Source organism: Curtobacterium sp. MCLR17_043 (genome assembly GCF_003224215.1).
Classification (GTDB): Bacteria; Actinomycetota; Actinomycetes; order Actinomycetales; family Microbacteriaceae; genus Curtobacterium; species Curtobacterium flaccumfaciens.
This window is the reverse complement of record NZ_QKLH01000011.1, coordinates 66,998-79,982: the sequence shown is the minus strand read 5'-3', so window position 1 is coordinate 79,982 and position 12,985 is coordinate 66,998. Positions and strand designations below refer to the sequence as shown.

The window sequence follows — 12,985 nt, the reverse complement described above, 5'->3', positions numbered from 1 at the left end:
GTCAGAGCGCGGCGAAGCGGAACACGGCGACGAACAGCGCCAGCAGGAGCAGGACGATGTTGATCGGCAGGGACTTGGCTTCGTTGTGGCGGAGGTGGTGCACCATCGCGAGGATCTGCACGATGACCAGGCCGGTCCCGGCGATCGGCGTGAGGACCGGAGCGATACCGGTCAGCCAAGGCAGGATCAAGCCGAGACTGCCGAGGATCTCGGCGATGCCGATGAACTTGACGGTGCCGGCGCCGTACTCCTGCGTCCAGGGCAGGTTCGTCAGCTGCTCTTTGGGGCGGAGGGCCTTCATGCCGCCGGCGGCGATGTAGGCGACGGCGAGGAAGCCGGAGACGATCCAGAGTGCGATGTCCATGATGGAGGTGGGTTCTCGTTCGTTGGGTGGGTCAGTTGCTGATCGCGGGGGCAGCGCGGACGTAGCTGGCGTCGTCGACCTGCGCGGCGGTGAACGCGGCGATGTCGCCGCGGGTGATGGCCATGCCGATCTTGTCGGTCCCGAAGAACCCAGCGCGGATCTTCCCGGAGGCGGGCTTGTCGTTCGGGGCGGAGAACCGAACGATCGTGTAGTCGATCCCCGCGGACCGAATGTGCTCGGTCATCCCGATCAGCTCCCGGTATGCGCGGGGAAGGAAGGTGCGGCCCATGAACCCGACGGTGCGGGTGAGCATGGTCGGCTTGTCGCGGGCATCGAGGATGCTCGGTGTGCCGTGACCGATGTACCGCGTCACGCCGTGGCGGCGCATCGCGAGGACGATGTGCGCGGTGCCGTCGACGAGGGGCAGTCCTGTTGCCTTGCGATCCATCGAGGGGCCGAGGGCGCTGACGACGACCTCGCCGGCGGCAACGGCTTCGTCGATCTTGTCGGCGTCGGACATCTCGCCGACGATGACGCGGACGCGTTCATCCCACCGGGACGGCAGCTTGCTCGGGTTGCGGACGTAGGCGATGACCTCGTGGCCCGCCTCGAGGAGGTTGTCGACGGTGAGGGAGCCGATGGCGCCGGTGGCGCCGAACACGGTGACGGTGCTCATGCGGAGACTTTCTGGTGCGTAGGGACGATGGAGTGGATGGCGGGGGCGACGACGTCGCCGAACCGGGTGATGGAGTCGCGGATCATCTGCTGCGGCATGCCGCCGAGGTCGACCTGTCCGAGGAATCGGTCGACGCCGAGCTCACCGTGGAGGTCGAGGACCTTCTCGGCGATCTCCTGTGGGCCGCCGACGAAGAGGGCGCCTCGGCGGGCGGCGAGGTGCAGCATCTGGTCGCGGTCGACGTAGAAGCCGCGCCCGCCGTTCGTCTCGGGCGAGAGGTACCGGTGGTAGTAGGGGAAGAAGTCGCCGAGGGCCTTGTCGCGGGTCTCGCCGACGTAGAAGTGACTGGTGATGCCGACCCTGAGCGCCTCGTCCGAGTGGCCGGCGTCACGTCCGGCGTTCCGGTACACGTCGATGAGGCGCTTGGCGTGGTCGAGGGTGCCGCCGATCAGGCCGAGCGCCATCGGCAGGCCGAGCCTCCCGGCGCGAACCGCGCTGGAGGGGGTTCCGCCGACGGCAACCCAGATCGGCAGCTGCCCGGTGGGCTGCGGGTTTGCTTCGGCGTTGACAAGCGACGGGCGGTACGAGCCGTTCCAGGTGACCCGTTTCTCGTCGCGGAGGCGGAGGAGCAGGTCGAGTTTCTCGGCGAAGATCGCGTCGTACTCGGCGATGTCCTCACCGAACAGGGCGAACGGTTCGGCGAACGCGCTCCGGCCGGCGCCGATCTCGGCGCGTCCGTGGCTGATCAGGTCGAGCGTTGCGAAGTCCTGGTACGCCCGGACCGGGTCGAGGACGGTGAGGATCGTCGCGGTCGTCGTCAGCTTGATGCGGCTGGTCGCGCGGGCGATGGCGGCGTGGACCACGGCGGGTGAGGAGACCGCGAAGGCGCGGGTGTGGTGCTCACCGATGCCGTAGACGTCGAGGCCGTGCTGTTCGGCGAGGACGCCGTAGCTGATGATGTCGTCGATCCGGCTGGCGGCGGTGTCGTCGCTGTCCGGGCTGATGTCGGTGAGGGAGAACACACCGAGTTCCATGGGGCACTCCTTGTGCGGGGTGCGGGGGCCGGTGGCCGGCCCCCGCGGTGGTGGGGCTAGTTGATGGTGACGACGAGCTTGCCGAGCGTGCCGGCGCCGAACGCGGCGAACGCATCGCTCGTCTGGTGGAGGTCGAAGACCTGCTGCACCGTGACCGTGGTGTGCTGCTCGGCCTGGTTCTTCGCCAGACGCTCGAGGGTCGCCTCCGAGGGGGTCGCGTAGATCGGGAAGACCTGCACGCCGTCGGCCTGCACCTGGTCGGCGGACATGATCAGCGTCGAGACGAACCGACCGCCAGCCTTGACCGACTGCACCGCGGCGGCGGGGTCACCGGCGAAGTTCAGAACCACGTCGACACCGTCGGCGGCGATGGCCTTGACCTGCTCGGTGACGTCGCCCTCGTAGTCGACCGTGTGCGCGGCGCCGAGACCGGTGACGAGGGCCTTCTCCTCGTCGGAGGACGCGGTCGCGATGACCACCGCGCCAGCCTTGACGGCGAGCTGCACGGCCTGCTGGCCGACGCCACCGGTGGCGCCCGCGATGAGGACCGTTTCACCCTGCTGGATCGCAGCAGCGTCGAACGCGTCGACGGCGGCGGTGCCGGCGAGGCCGAGACCCGCGGCTTCGGTGAAGTCGATGCTCTCCGGCAGCTTCGCGATGCCGACAGCGACCGGGACGGTGACGTACTCCGCGAAGGAACCATCGCCGAGGAAGTCCTTCGTGACGACGCCGAAGACACGGTCACCGACGGCGAAGTTCTCGGCTCCCTCACCAACAGCGTCGATGACGCCGGCGAAGTCCTTGCCGAGGACGACGGGGAAGCGGTGCTCCATCATGCCCTCGAGTCGGCCACTGGCGACCGACAGGTCGAACCCGTTGACCGATGCTGCGTGAACCTTGACCCGGACCTCGCCAGCGGCGGGCTGGGGCACCTCGATGTCGGTGACCTCGGGGGCGGCACCGAACTCGCTGAACGCGACGACCTTCATGACTGCTTCTCTCTGCAACGTGTGAATGGAGCGATCGCTCCAGTTAGCGACAATAGCGTAACTGGAGGATCTATTCCACAAACGCTAGGATGAGCACATGGACACCACAGCCCGCCCGCTTCGGGCCGATGCCGAGCGCAACCGGCAGGCCATCATCTGCGCGGCTGGGAGCGTCTTCGCGGCAGAGGGAACGGCTGTCACGCTGGAACACATCGCCGAGCAGGCGGGTGTCGGTGTCGGCACCATCTACCGTCGCTTCCCGAGTATCGAGGCGCTCGTGAGCGTGGTGTTCGAGGAGAAGATGCGGCGCTTCGCCGACGAAGCCGAGGCTGCTGCCGAGCGTGCACAGACGGAGCCGTGGGAGGCGTTCGCCGGGTACGTGCTGTTCATCACCGGGCAGCAGGCGGAGGATCTCGCCTTCAGTGACGTGATCCTGTCCCCGGGGCTCGGGTCGGAACTGTTCCGGGCTGAGACGAAGCGCGCACTCTCCGCGACGCAGCTCCTCGTCCAACGCGCTCAGGACGCCGGCGCCGTCCGAAGGGACTTCGACGAATCAGACCTGTTCATGCTGCAGCACGCCACCGCCGGACTCATCCGCGGCACCCAGCGGTCAGCGCCGATGGCGTGGAAGCGATTCGCCGAGTACATGCTCCAGTCGTTCCGTGTCGATGGCGGACCGCTCGAGCCGCCATCTGAAACGTGGCTGCGTGCTGGCTCACGCGCCGCGCGCGGAGCCTGATCCCACCAGCGCCCGCCGGTCAGGGCACGAGGATCTGCTGCACCAACGGCGCCAGGATCGCCACGATCTCCTCGAACTCCGCATCGACCAAGGCATCGATGCCGACGATCTGTCGGCCGACGACCACGCCCAACAGCGTCGATGACACCAGCGTCGCGCGTAACGGAGCGTCCTCGACGTCGGGGAAGCGAGGCACGAAGACCTCGAGCAGTCGCGCCCGAATGAACCCTCGCAGCTGCACCGCTGCCTGCTCGTTCGTCACCGCCGACCGGAACGTCGCCAGCAACGGCGCCGCCGCATCATCGTCGGTCCAGAGGCCGAGAAACGCCCGAACTAGACGCTCACCGATCTGCTCGACCGGCCCATCCAGTGCGCCGCTCAACACCTGCGCCGTCTCCGGCGGGATCACCATCGCTGCAGCGAACAGGTCATCTTTCGATCCGTAGAACCGCATCACCAGGGCTGCATCGACGCCGGCATCTGCAGCAATCTTCCGAATCGACGCGGCTGCGTAGCCGTCAGCGGCGAATCGGACACGGGCGGCATCGAGGACGGCCTTCCTGGATCCGCTGTCACCCGGCCGCCGCCCCCGCGGACGGGATGGCGAAGCTGCTGCGGAACCGGACATGTGGCAAGTCTAGATCGACGGGCCTAGATATCAACGGGCGTTGCTTTATTGTTGAGAAGTGTCTACGCTCGCATCCGGTCCACCCCTGCCGCCGCTGCCAGGGCACGTCCCCCTCGCAGAAAGAGCTCCGCATGAGCACCCCCGCTCCACTTCCGCAACCGACGCCGTGGCGCCGCGTCATCACGATGGGAGTGCTCGTCGCCGCGCTCGTCTCCCTCGTCGTCATCGCGTTCACCTGGCCGACCCGCACGACCGAGGCACGAGACATCCCGATCGCGATCGCGGGGCCCTCCGCGCAGACCAGCCAGGTCTCCGCGGCCCTGACGAAGGGCAATGACACCTTCAACATCCAGCGTGCGGACGGCCGCTCTGATGCCGTCCACCTGATCAAGCACCGCGACGTCTACGGCGCCGTGATCCTCTCCGCTTCCGGTGCCCCTGAGGTGCTGACCGCCCCGGCGGCCAGCCCCGCCGTCGCGCAGGTGATGAACACCGTTGCCGCGAAGCTCCAGCAGCAGACCGCCGCAGCCGCCGCGCAAGCAGCAGGAACCACCGCGCTCACGCCGGCGGTGAAAGTTACTGACGTCGTGCCGCTTTCAGACGACGACACTTCAGGCGGCGGCCTCGTCGCTGCCGCCTTCCCGCTGGTGATGGGCGGGATGCTTGGCGGGATCTTCCTCGTCTTCCTCGTCCACGGCACACTCCGCCGCCTCACCGGCCTCATCGTCTACGCCATCGCCGGCGGACTCGCGATCCCCGGCATCCTGCAGGGCTGGTTCGGGATCCTCCAGGGCCCGTACCTCGAGAACGCCGCAGCGTTCGCGTTGGCGCTCAGCTCCATCGCCGGCACCATCCTCGGAGCCTCGACGCTCATCGGTCGGATCGGGGTGAGCACCGGCCCGGTGCTCTTCCTGCTGTTCGCAAACCCGATCTCCTCGGCTGCTACCCCCACCTCATTCCTTCCTGCACCGTGGGGAACGATCGGACAGTGGTTCCCCCCGGGAGCGGGCACTCGACTCATCCGTGACATCTCCTACTTCCCCGAGGTCAACTCCACTCTGCAGTGGCTCATCCTCGGCGGATGGACCGCGTTCGGCCTTGCCCTCATGGGCACCGGCGCGTTCGTACACGCCCGCCGAAGCCGTCGCCACCACGGCGAGCACGTAGCACGCGTCGAACACGCCCCCGATCCGCTCACTGTCTAACCCCTGATTGCCCGCGTCTCGCCGACGCGTCGACTACACGACCGCCCCGGTAGCGTCCCCCTTCGCTACCGGGGCCTTCAGCGTCACCCAGCGGAAGTCACGACAAGTATCGCGGCGAAAACACCGACACTTCCGCTGCACCAGACGCCGGAGGGCAAGATCGGCGACGAGACGGTGTGGTTTCGGACGGGCGCGCTGGCGCTTGGCGTCATCGTCAGCAAGATGCGGCAGGTAGTCCCCTGTTCCGGTGCGGTGCCGTCGAAGCTCGCGACTGATCGTCGACGGGTGCCGGCCGAGACGGACGCTGATCTGGCGGATCGAGAGGCCGAGTCGGTGCAGGTCCGCGATTTGGAGCCGCTCCCGCAGCTCGAGGTAGCGACCGACCGCTGCCGGTGCGGTCGGCGTGGGCGATGGGATGCGGTAGCCGGCTCGTTTGCGGATCAGGGTGCCGGAGCGTCGAGACATGCCGAGCAGTTTGCAGGCGTCGGTGTTGCTCATGCCCTGACGCATCAGCTTCCAGTACTCATCCTCGACGTCACGGACCTTCCAGCCTCGCCGCGTCGGCGTCAGCGCGAGGTCAGCCACGTGAGCCGAAGCTGCCAGCGCCTTCCGCAGCGCCGCCGCGGCGGCGTTCTGGTCACGGCGGAGGCTGCTCTGCCGTTCCCGTTCGAGCAGGTCAGCGCGTCTCCCGCTCATCCGGAGCGTGCCGGCGACAGATGAGACGGCACTTCCAGCCGATCGGAGCTCGTCGAATCGACGTCGCAGGAGCCGGTAGCCGGTCGCGAGGCCCAGCCCGGCTCCGACCGCAGCAGCTTCGACGGACGCGCCTGCGTTGAACGCCGACCAGAACCGGTCCTCGACACCCAGCTCGACGCGCAAGTGGTGCCGGCCGTCGCGGTTCACGAGCGCTTCCCAGGACGCTGCGCGGCTGCTCGTCACGCCGACCGTGTTCAACGCTGCCGCGGGATCACGACCGCAACGGCGGAGCTGGAAATATCGCTCGCGCAGGAACCGGTAACCGGTCTCTTTGCCGATGCCAGCGCTTCGGGCGGAGGGTTTGAGACCCCGTCCCTCCCGAAGCAAGGCGAGGAACCGGACAGCTTGCGGCGACGACAGCGACAGGTACACGAGGAACACCTCCGGAGAAGGTGTTGCGTCGACCAAGTGAATCCGGGGAGCCTATGGGTACGACCCCACGACCGCTACTGAAACGAAGAAACCCACCGAGATCTTCGGTGGGCTTCTGTCGTCGTGTCAGACACGTTTCGGTCGGGCTGACAGGATTTGAACCTGCGACCCCTTGACCCCCAGTCAAGTGCGCTACCAAGCTGCGCCACAGCCCGCGAGTTCCGGAGAACTCAGGATCCCGGAGGATCCTCGCCCACGTCCGACCGGAGCGCGAGCGACCGGTCCAGCATAGCGGACGTCAGCCCCCCTCCGTGCCACGGCGAGTCGCACTGAACGAGCGGCCAGAGCGACCCGGACGACCCGAACGAGACGCTCAGCCCGGCCGCACCACCTCGCGTCGCGCCGCCAACCACGGCAACCCGAGCCCGACGAGCAGCCCGCCGGACCCGTCCGCCGCCAGGTCCCCGATCGTGTCGTCGTACCCGACGAAGATCTTCGAGTCGACGAAGTTGTGCCCGAGCCACTCCCCCATCTCCCAGACCGCCCCGACCGCGAGTCCCGCACACAGCGCGAGCACCGCGACGACCACCCGGCGCTCGGCGTGCGGGGCCGGCACAGCACGCAGGTCGGCACCGATGACGTAGAGGACCGCCGCGAGCAACCCCGTCAGCACGACGTGCATGAACTTGTCCCACAGGAAGACCGTCGTGTACCACTCGAGCACGCTCGACCACCCAGCGAGGAGCACGAGCACGCACACCGCCACGTCGAACGCGGGCCGCAGCCCGAGCATCCGCGGCACCACGACACCGAGCAGCGCCAGCGCCATGACCGGGAACGCCGTTCCGCCCCACCCGACAGCCGCCAGGACGACGCTCACGAGCGTCAGGGCCCGCACCACGTCGGCCACCAGGAACCGCGGCCGCAGGAACGTCGGTCCGAGCGTGGCTATCACGACGCCCACCGCACGACCGCGTGCACGGCAGCGTGGTCGGACGGCCACACGCCGCCCGGCCGCCGCACGTCGACCGCGACGCGTTCCACCTCCGCCTCGGACGTCACGAGCACCCCGTCGATCCGCCGGCCACCGACACGCGGACTCCCGTAGTGCGGGTACGTCCCGTAGGGCTCACCCACCTGCCTGGAGGCCCGCCCCCAGCTGTCCTCGACCCCCGCCTCCGCCAGGGCTCGCCATGGTGCGGAACCGGCGGGGCTGTTCCAGTCGGCCATGACCACGGCGGGCAGGCCGCGCTGCCGGACGATCCGGCCGAGCAGTTCGGCGGAGCGGACTCGGGCCCACGGCGAGGCGACGTCGAGGTGGGTGGCGATCGCCAGGAACCGAACGCCGGTCGCGCGGTCGTCGACGACGGCTCCGACGGCGTGCCGGGGGAAGGACGTGGCCCACGACCGCGAGCCGGGGCGGTGGGGCGTGCGGGAGAGCGCCCAGGTGCGGCGCTCGACGACGTCGAGGCGGGAGCGGTCGAGGAACAGGCCGACCTGTTCGCCACCGCCGCGCGCTCCCCGTCCGGCCAGGACGGGCTCCCAACCCGACCCGAGGCCGGACGTCAGGTCGTCTGCCTGCGTGGGCAGGGCCTCCTGGACGGCGAGGACGGTGGGCGCTTCGGACGCGACGAGCGCGAGCACGGCCTCTCGGCGACGCTCCCAGGCGTCGGGGTGGGTCGGCTGTCGCGGCACGCGGCGACGCACGTTGAGCGTCATGCAGTGCACCTCGGGCGACCGGACCGGTCCGATGAGCGGGCGGTCGTCGGGGTGGTGGTGCATGACTCCCTTCTACGAGACGACACCCGTCGGATTCCCAGCGACCTCTCCGTCTGGCTCGTATGGTGGCTCGATGCGTTCTCGTTCCACCCCTCGTCTCCTGCTCGCGATCGCGGTGTCCGGGCTGCTGCTCGGAGCCGCCGGGTGCACGTCGAGCGGACCGGACACGAGCCGCCCGACCCTGGCGAAGGCGTCGGCCGACACCGTCACGGTGGCCGACGCTGCGGACGCCGCCGCCCGGTCCGTCCGCGTCAGCAAGGCCCTGTTCGCGAATGCTCCCGGCGCGGTCGTCGCCCGGGTCGGCGACGCCGACGGCATCCGCGATGCAGCCAAGGCTGCGGCGAGCGCCCACGTCCCGGTGCTGCTGACGGCCAAGAACACGAGCGCTGCCGTCGCCCGCGAGCTCGACCGGCTCGGGGCCGACTGGTACCAGGCCGAGGGCGACGTGTCGGTCGACACGGACGTCGACGAGCGGAAGGCGCCTGAGGGTGGCGACGCGCCGGAGCCGACCCGGGCCTCCCGGCAGGCGACCGTGGTGGTGGCGGACGCGAGTGCGGACGCCGCTGCCGTGGCGACCGCGAAGGCCGCCGGCGCTCGTGTGGTGACCATGCCGGAGGACGTGACCGACCCGGCTGCCGCGCCCGACGTGGTGACGGCGCTGCACGAGCGAGCGAAGCACCCGACGGTCTTGGTCGGCGCGGCGTTCGACGCCCTGCCGGACCCGGAGTGGACGGTCCGGGCGGCCGAGGGCGGGTTCCAGCTGCGGAACGGCGGCCAGCGACCGTTCGACGGGCACCGGTACGTGGCGCTCTACGGGGCTCCGGGGGCGCCGGCGCTGGGCGTGCTCGGCGAGCAGGGGCCGAAGGAGACCGTGCAGCGTGCCGAGCAGGTCGCGAAGCCGTACCGGGCGGAGTCCGACGAGCTCGTGACGCCCGCGATGGAGGTCATCGCGACCGTCGCCGCCGGGGACGCCGGAGCTGACGGCGACTACTCGACCGAGCTGCCGGTGTCGACGCTCGAGCCCTACGTCGAGGCCGCCCATGATGCGGACATGCCGGTCATCATCGATCTGCAGCCCGGGCGGTCGGACTTCCTGTCGCAGGCCAAGAAGTACGAGTCGCTGCTGAAGAAGCCGGGCGTCTGGCTGGCGCTCGACCCGGAGTGGCGGCTGACGAAGGACCAGGTGCCCCTCAAGCAGATCGGGAGTGTCTCGGCGTCCGAGGTGAACGAGGTGTCCTCGTGGCTGGCCGCCCTCGTGCAGAAGGAGGGGCTGCCGCCGAAAGCCCTCGTGCTGCACCAGTTCCGGCTGTCGATGATCCAGGACCGCTCCGCACTGCAGACCCACCCGGAGCTCGACATGCTCGTGCACGTCGACGGGCAGGGGTCGCAGCCGGACAAGCAGGCGACGTGGAAGGCACTGCACCAGGGCGCGCCGGAGGGGTTGCACTGGGGCTGGAAGAACTTCTACGACGAGGACATGCCCATGCTGACGCCCGCGCAGACCATGCAGGACGTGAGGCCGACACCGTCGTTGGTCACCTACCAGTAGGGCCCGGTTGGTCCGGTTGTCCACAGCCTGGAGGCGCGGGTCGGGTTTCGTCGGTTGCTCCTGACAGCATGGGGGCATGTCTGGTCTTGGTGTCGGGTCCACCGCGTCGTCTTCCGTGTCCCCCTCTGCGGACATCGCCGCCGAGGCGCAGCAGGCGCTCGCTGCGCTCACGGGGCGCCCCGACGCGGTGTTCCACCCCGGCCAGCTCGAGGCGATCTCCGCGCTGGTCGAGCATCGGCAGCGTGCCCTGGTCGTGCAGCGCACCGGGTGGGGCAAGTCCGCGGTGTACTTCCTCGCGACGCTGCTGCTGCGCCGACGCGGGGGCGGCCCGACCGTCCTGGTGTCGCCGCTGCTCGCCCTGATGCGCGACCAGGTCGCCGCCGCCGCGCGGGCCGGTGTCCGTGCGGTGTCGATCAACTCCGCGAACGCCCACGAGTGGGGCGAGACCCAGGCGGCCCTCGCCCGTGACGAGGTCGACGTGCTGCTGGTCTCCCCCGAGCGGCTGAACAACCCGAAGTTCCGCGACGAGCAGATGCCGACCTTGATCGCCCGGATGGGCATGCTCGTGGTCGACGAAGCGCACTGCATCTCGGACTGGGGCCACGACTTCCGGCCGGACTACCGCCGACTGGCCGAGCTCATCCGGTCGCTCCCCCACGGCGTCCCCGTCCTGGCGACCACCGCGACGGCGAACGAGCGCGTGGTCGAGGACGTCGCCGAACAGCTCACCGCCGGCCCGGCCGACCCGGTGTTCACGATCCGCGGGTCCCTGGCCCGCAAGTCCCTGCGCCTCGGCGTGCTCACGCTGCCCGATGCCCGGCAGCGGCTCGGGTGGCTCCTCGCCCACCTCGGCGACCTGCCGGGCAGCGGCATCATCTACACGCTCACGGTCTCGGCGGCCGAGGACATTGCCCGGCTGTTGCGCGACAACGGGTACGCCGTCCGCGCCTACACGGGGCGCACCGACACCGACGAGCGCGAACAGCTCGAACAGCAGCTCAAGGGCAACGAGCTGAAGGCCCTGGTCGCCACGAGCGCGCTCGGCATGGGGTTCGACAAGCCCGACCTCGGGTTCGTCGTGCACGTCGGGGCTCCCTCGTCGCCCGTCGCCTACTACCAGCAGATCGGTCGTGCGGGTCGTGCGACCGACAACGCCGACGTCCTGCTCCTGCCCGGGCGTGAGGACCGCGAGATCTGGCAGTACTTCGCCAGCGCCTCGATGCCGACCGAGGCCCGTGCCGCTGCCGTGCTCGGCGCCCTGTCCACCGACACCGCGATGTCGACCGTGGCGCTCGAGGGCCTGGTCGACATCAAGCGCTCCACCCTCGAACTCCTGCTCAAGGTGCTCGACGTCGACGGCGCCGTCCGACGCGTCACCGGCGGCTGGGTGTCGACCGGGCAGCCGTGGGAGTACGACGCACCCCGGTACGAGCGGGTCGCCGCGGCCCGCGCTGCCGAGGCCGCGTCGATGCTCGACTACGAGTCCACCTCGGCCTGCCGCATGCAGCTGCTGCAGCAGGACCTCGACGACCCCTCGGCCGAGCCCTGCGGCCGGTGCGACAACTGCGCCGGGGCGTGGTTCCCGACCGCCGTGTCCGACACCGACTCGTCCGGAGCCGCGGCCGCGCTCGACAAGGTCGGTGTCGAGATCGCGCCGCGTGCCCAGTGGCCCTCGGGGATGTCGTCGCTCGGGGTCTCGGTGCGGGGCAAGATCGGCCCGGACGAGCTCGTGCAGCCCGGCCGTGCGGTGGCGCGCCTGACCGACCTCGGCTGGGGCGGTCCCCTGCGTGCGCTGTTCTCACCGTCCACCCCCGATGCCCCGATCTCGCGCGAGCTCGTCGACGGCTGTGTCCGGGCGCTCAAGGACTGGCCGTGGGAGACCCGGCCGACCGGCGTCGTGGCGATGTCCTCGCGGTCACGGCCCGAGCTCGTGGGGTCCCTCGCCCAGGCGCTGTCCACCATCGGGCGGCTGCAGTTCCTCGGTACGCTCGGCCGCGCCGGTGGCACCCCCCGCGGCGACGGTGCGACGAACAGCGCCTACCGACTGTCCGGCGTGTGGGACACCTTCGTGGTCGATCCGTCGCTCGCCGCCGCCCTGCAGTCGCACGAGGGCCCGGTGCTGCTCGTCGACGACCTGGTCGACAGCCGGTGGACGATGACCGTCGCCGGCCGGGAGCTCCGGCGCGCCGGGGCCTCCGCCGTGCTCCCGTTCGCCCTGGCCACGGTGGCGTAGCCCCCGCACCGCCCCCCGCACCTGTTTTGCGACACTCCACGCGTCGATCGACTCGTGTTCTGTCGCGGAGCCGGTCCACCGCCCGCCGGAGCCCTAGCGCCGCGCGGGCTTCGGGAACGTGGCCCGCATGTGGTCGCTCGTCAGCACGTCGCCGATGCCGACCATGAGCACCGAGAACAGGATCTGCTCGATGACCATCCAGAACGGGTAGAGCCCGGGGATCGCCGCGACGATCAGCGTCACGATGGGGAAGATCCGGCTGAACAACCGCAGCCGCTGGTACGCCCAGTAGTACCCGAGCTGTGCCCGCCAGGCGAACACGTAGAGCGTCAGGGTGATGAGCAGCACCACGGTGGACCGGAACCACACCGCCCACGACAGGGTGTCCCCCGCGCGGGTCAGCAGCACGGCGACCACGATGGCGGTGAGTCCGACGACGGTCTCCGCGACGAGCAGCCACCGGATCCACCGGAACGAACGGACGGTGTCCGGGTGTTCGAGCATGTCCTCGCGGATCACATAGCCGGCCTGTCGACCTCCGGCCAACCGGTCGAGTCGCAGACGGCACCACACACGGTCGGCGAGCACACCGAGTCCGTCGTTCTGCTGCGTCACCAGTACATCGTGCCCCATCCCGAGGCCGACAGGAGACGCAGCCCCG

13 protein-coding genes and 1 tRNA gene are annotated in these 12,985 nt (G+C 69.8%); 4 read left to right on the top strand and 10 right to left on the bottom strand.

Features of this window, described 5'->3' with window-relative positions; all coding sequences use genetic code 11:
- Position 1: 1 nt before the first annotated feature.
- Genes DEJ03_RS11975 through DEJ03_RS11960 form a run of 4 tightly spaced genes read right to left on the bottom strand, consistent with a single transcriptional unit; the run spans position 2 to position 3,063 of the window.
- Complete coding sequence (locus DEJ03_RS11975; RefSeq protein ID WP_110864764.1) at positions 2-364, bottom strand: DoxX family protein; 363 nt, start codon at positions 362-364, stop codon at positions 2-4.
- Positions 365-395: 31 nt separating this feature from the next.
- Positions 396-1,040, bottom strand: a complete 645-nt coding sequence (locus DEJ03_RS11970; RefSeq protein ID WP_110864763.1) for an NAD(P)-dependent oxidoreductase — start codon at positions 1,038-1,040, stop codon at positions 396-398.
- A complete protein-coding gene (locus DEJ03_RS11965) occupies positions 1,037-2,074 on the bottom strand; it encodes an LLM class flavin-dependent oxidoreductase (RefSeq protein ID WP_110864762.1) in 1,038 nt (345 codons plus the stop codon). Before DEJ03_RS11965 ends, DEJ03_RS11970 begins: the two co-directional genes overlap by 4 nt.
- Positions 2,075-2,130: 56 nt before the next feature.
- Complete coding sequence (locus DEJ03_RS11960; protein ID WP_110864761.1) at positions 2,131-3,063, bottom strand: NADP-dependent oxidoreductase; 933 nt, start codon at positions 3,061-3,063, stop codon at positions 2,131-2,133.
- Between the two features lie 97 nt (positions 3,064-3,160).
- Between DEJ03_RS11960 and DEJ03_RS11955 the strand changes: the two genes are divergently transcribed.
- Positions 3,161-3,802, top strand: a complete 642-nt coding sequence (locus DEJ03_RS11955; RefSeq protein ID WP_110864760.1) for a TetR/AcrR family transcriptional regulator — start codon at positions 3,161-3,163, stop codon at positions 3,800-3,802.
- Positions 3,803-3,821: 19 nt separating this feature from the next.
- Here the strand turns inward: DEJ03_RS11955 and DEJ03_RS11950 are convergent, their stop codons facing one another.
- The gene (locus DEJ03_RS11950) at positions 3,822-4,430 is read right to left on the bottom strand and encodes a TetR family transcriptional regulator (protein WP_110864759.1); all 609 of its coding nucleotides are present in this window, start codon (positions 4,428-4,430) and stop codon (positions 3,822-3,824) included.
- A 131-nt stretch (positions 4,431-4,561) separates the two neighbouring features.
- Between DEJ03_RS11950 and DEJ03_RS11945 the strand changes: the two genes are divergently transcribed.
- Complete coding sequence (locus DEJ03_RS11945; RefSeq protein ID WP_146237712.1) at positions 4,562-5,635, top strand: ABC transporter permease; 1,074 nt, start codon at positions 4,562-4,564, stop codon at positions 5,633-5,635.
- Positions 5,636-5,668: 33 nt separating this feature from the next.
- On the opposite strand, the gene DEJ03_RS11940 is transcribed toward DEJ03_RS11945, so the two are convergent.
- The 4 genes from DEJ03_RS11940 to DEJ03_RS11925 form a co-directional block, all read right to left on the bottom strand.
- Entirely contained in the window at positions 5,669-6,763 is a 1,095-nt protein-coding gene (locus DEJ03_RS11940; protein ID WP_146237711.1) for a helix-turn-helix domain-containing protein, read from the bottom strand.
- Positions 6,764-6,904: 141 nt separating this feature from the next.
- A tRNA-Pro gene (locus DEJ03_RS11935) sits at positions 6,905-6,978 on the bottom strand.
- Positions 6,979-7,136: 158 nt separating this feature from the next.
- Positions 7,137-7,718, bottom strand: coding sequence for a hypothetical protein (locus DEJ03_RS11930; RefSeq protein ID WP_146237710.1), 582 nt, complete (start codon positions 7,716-7,718; stop codon positions 7,137-7,139).
- On the bottom strand, positions 7,715-8,545 hold the full coding sequence (locus DEJ03_RS11925; protein WP_110864755.1) for an endonuclease/exonuclease/phosphatase family protein: 831 nt from the start codon (positions 8,543-8,545) through the stop codon (positions 7,715-7,717). The genes DEJ03_RS11930 and DEJ03_RS11925 overlap by 4 nt, the downstream gene beginning before the upstream one ends.
- A gap of 70 nt (positions 8,546-8,615) precedes the next feature.
- Between DEJ03_RS11925 and DEJ03_RS11920 the strand changes: the two genes are divergently transcribed.
- Positions 8,616-10,091, top strand: coding sequence for a hypothetical protein (locus DEJ03_RS11920; protein WP_110864754.1), 1,476 nt, complete (start codon positions 8,616-8,618; stop codon positions 10,089-10,091).
- Between the two features lie 76 nt (positions 10,092-10,167).
- On the top strand, positions 10,168-12,324 hold the full coding sequence (locus DEJ03_RS11915) for an ATP-dependent DNA helicase RecQ (RefSeq protein WP_209082408.1): 2,157 nt from the start codon (positions 10,168-10,170) through the stop codon (positions 12,322-12,324).
- A gap of 93 nt (positions 12,325-12,417) precedes the next feature.
- Here the strand turns inward: DEJ03_RS11915 and DEJ03_RS11910 are convergent, their stop codons facing one another.
- Positions 12,418-12,939 carry a hypothetical protein gene (locus DEJ03_RS11910; RefSeq protein ID WP_110864753.1) on the bottom strand — a complete coding sequence of 174 codons (522 nt, stop codon included), beginning with the start codon at positions 12,937-12,939 and terminating at the stop codon, positions 12,418-12,420.
- Positions 12,940-12,985: the final 46 nt, after the last annotated feature.

Coding starts and splice junctions, on each gene's coding strand:
- DEJ03_RS11960 (WP_110864761.1), bottom strand. CDS start 3,063: ATGAAGGTCGTCGCGTTCAGCGAGTTCGGTGCCGCCCCCGAGGTCACC.
- DEJ03_RS11955 (WP_110864760.1), top strand. CDS start 3,161: ATGGACACCACAGCCCGCCCGCTTCGGGCCGATGCCGAGCGCAACCGG.
- DEJ03_RS11950 (WP_110864759.1), bottom strand. CDS start 4,430: ATGTCCGGTTCCGCAGCAGCTTCGCCATCCCGTCCGCGGGGGCGGCGG.
- DEJ03_RS11975 (WP_110864764.1), bottom strand. CDS start 364: ATGGACATCGCACTCTGGATCGTCTCCGGCTTCCTCGCCGTCGCCTAC.
- DEJ03_RS11920 (WP_110864754.1), top strand. CDS start 8,616: ATGCGTTCTCGTTCCACCCCTCGTCTCCTGCTCGCGATCGCGGTGTCC.
- DEJ03_RS11945 (WP_146237712.1), top strand. CDS start 4,562: ATGAGCACCCCCGCTCCACTTCCGCAACCGACGCCGTGGCGCCGCGTC.
- DEJ03_RS11925 (WP_110864755.1), bottom strand. CDS start 8,545: ATGCACCACCACCCCGACGACCGCCCGCTCATCGGACCGGTCCGGTCG.
- DEJ03_RS11970 (WP_110864763.1), bottom strand. CDS start 1,040: ATGAGCACCGTCACCGTGTTCGGCGCCACCGGCGCCATCGGCTCCCTC.
- DEJ03_RS11915 (WP_209082408.1), top strand. CDS start 10,168: ATGTCTGGTCTTGGTGTCGGGTCCACCGCGTCGTCTTCCGTGTCCCCC.
- DEJ03_RS11965 (WP_110864762.1), bottom strand. CDS start 2,074: ATGGAACTCGGTGTGTTCTCCCTCACCGACATCAGCCCGGACAGCGAC.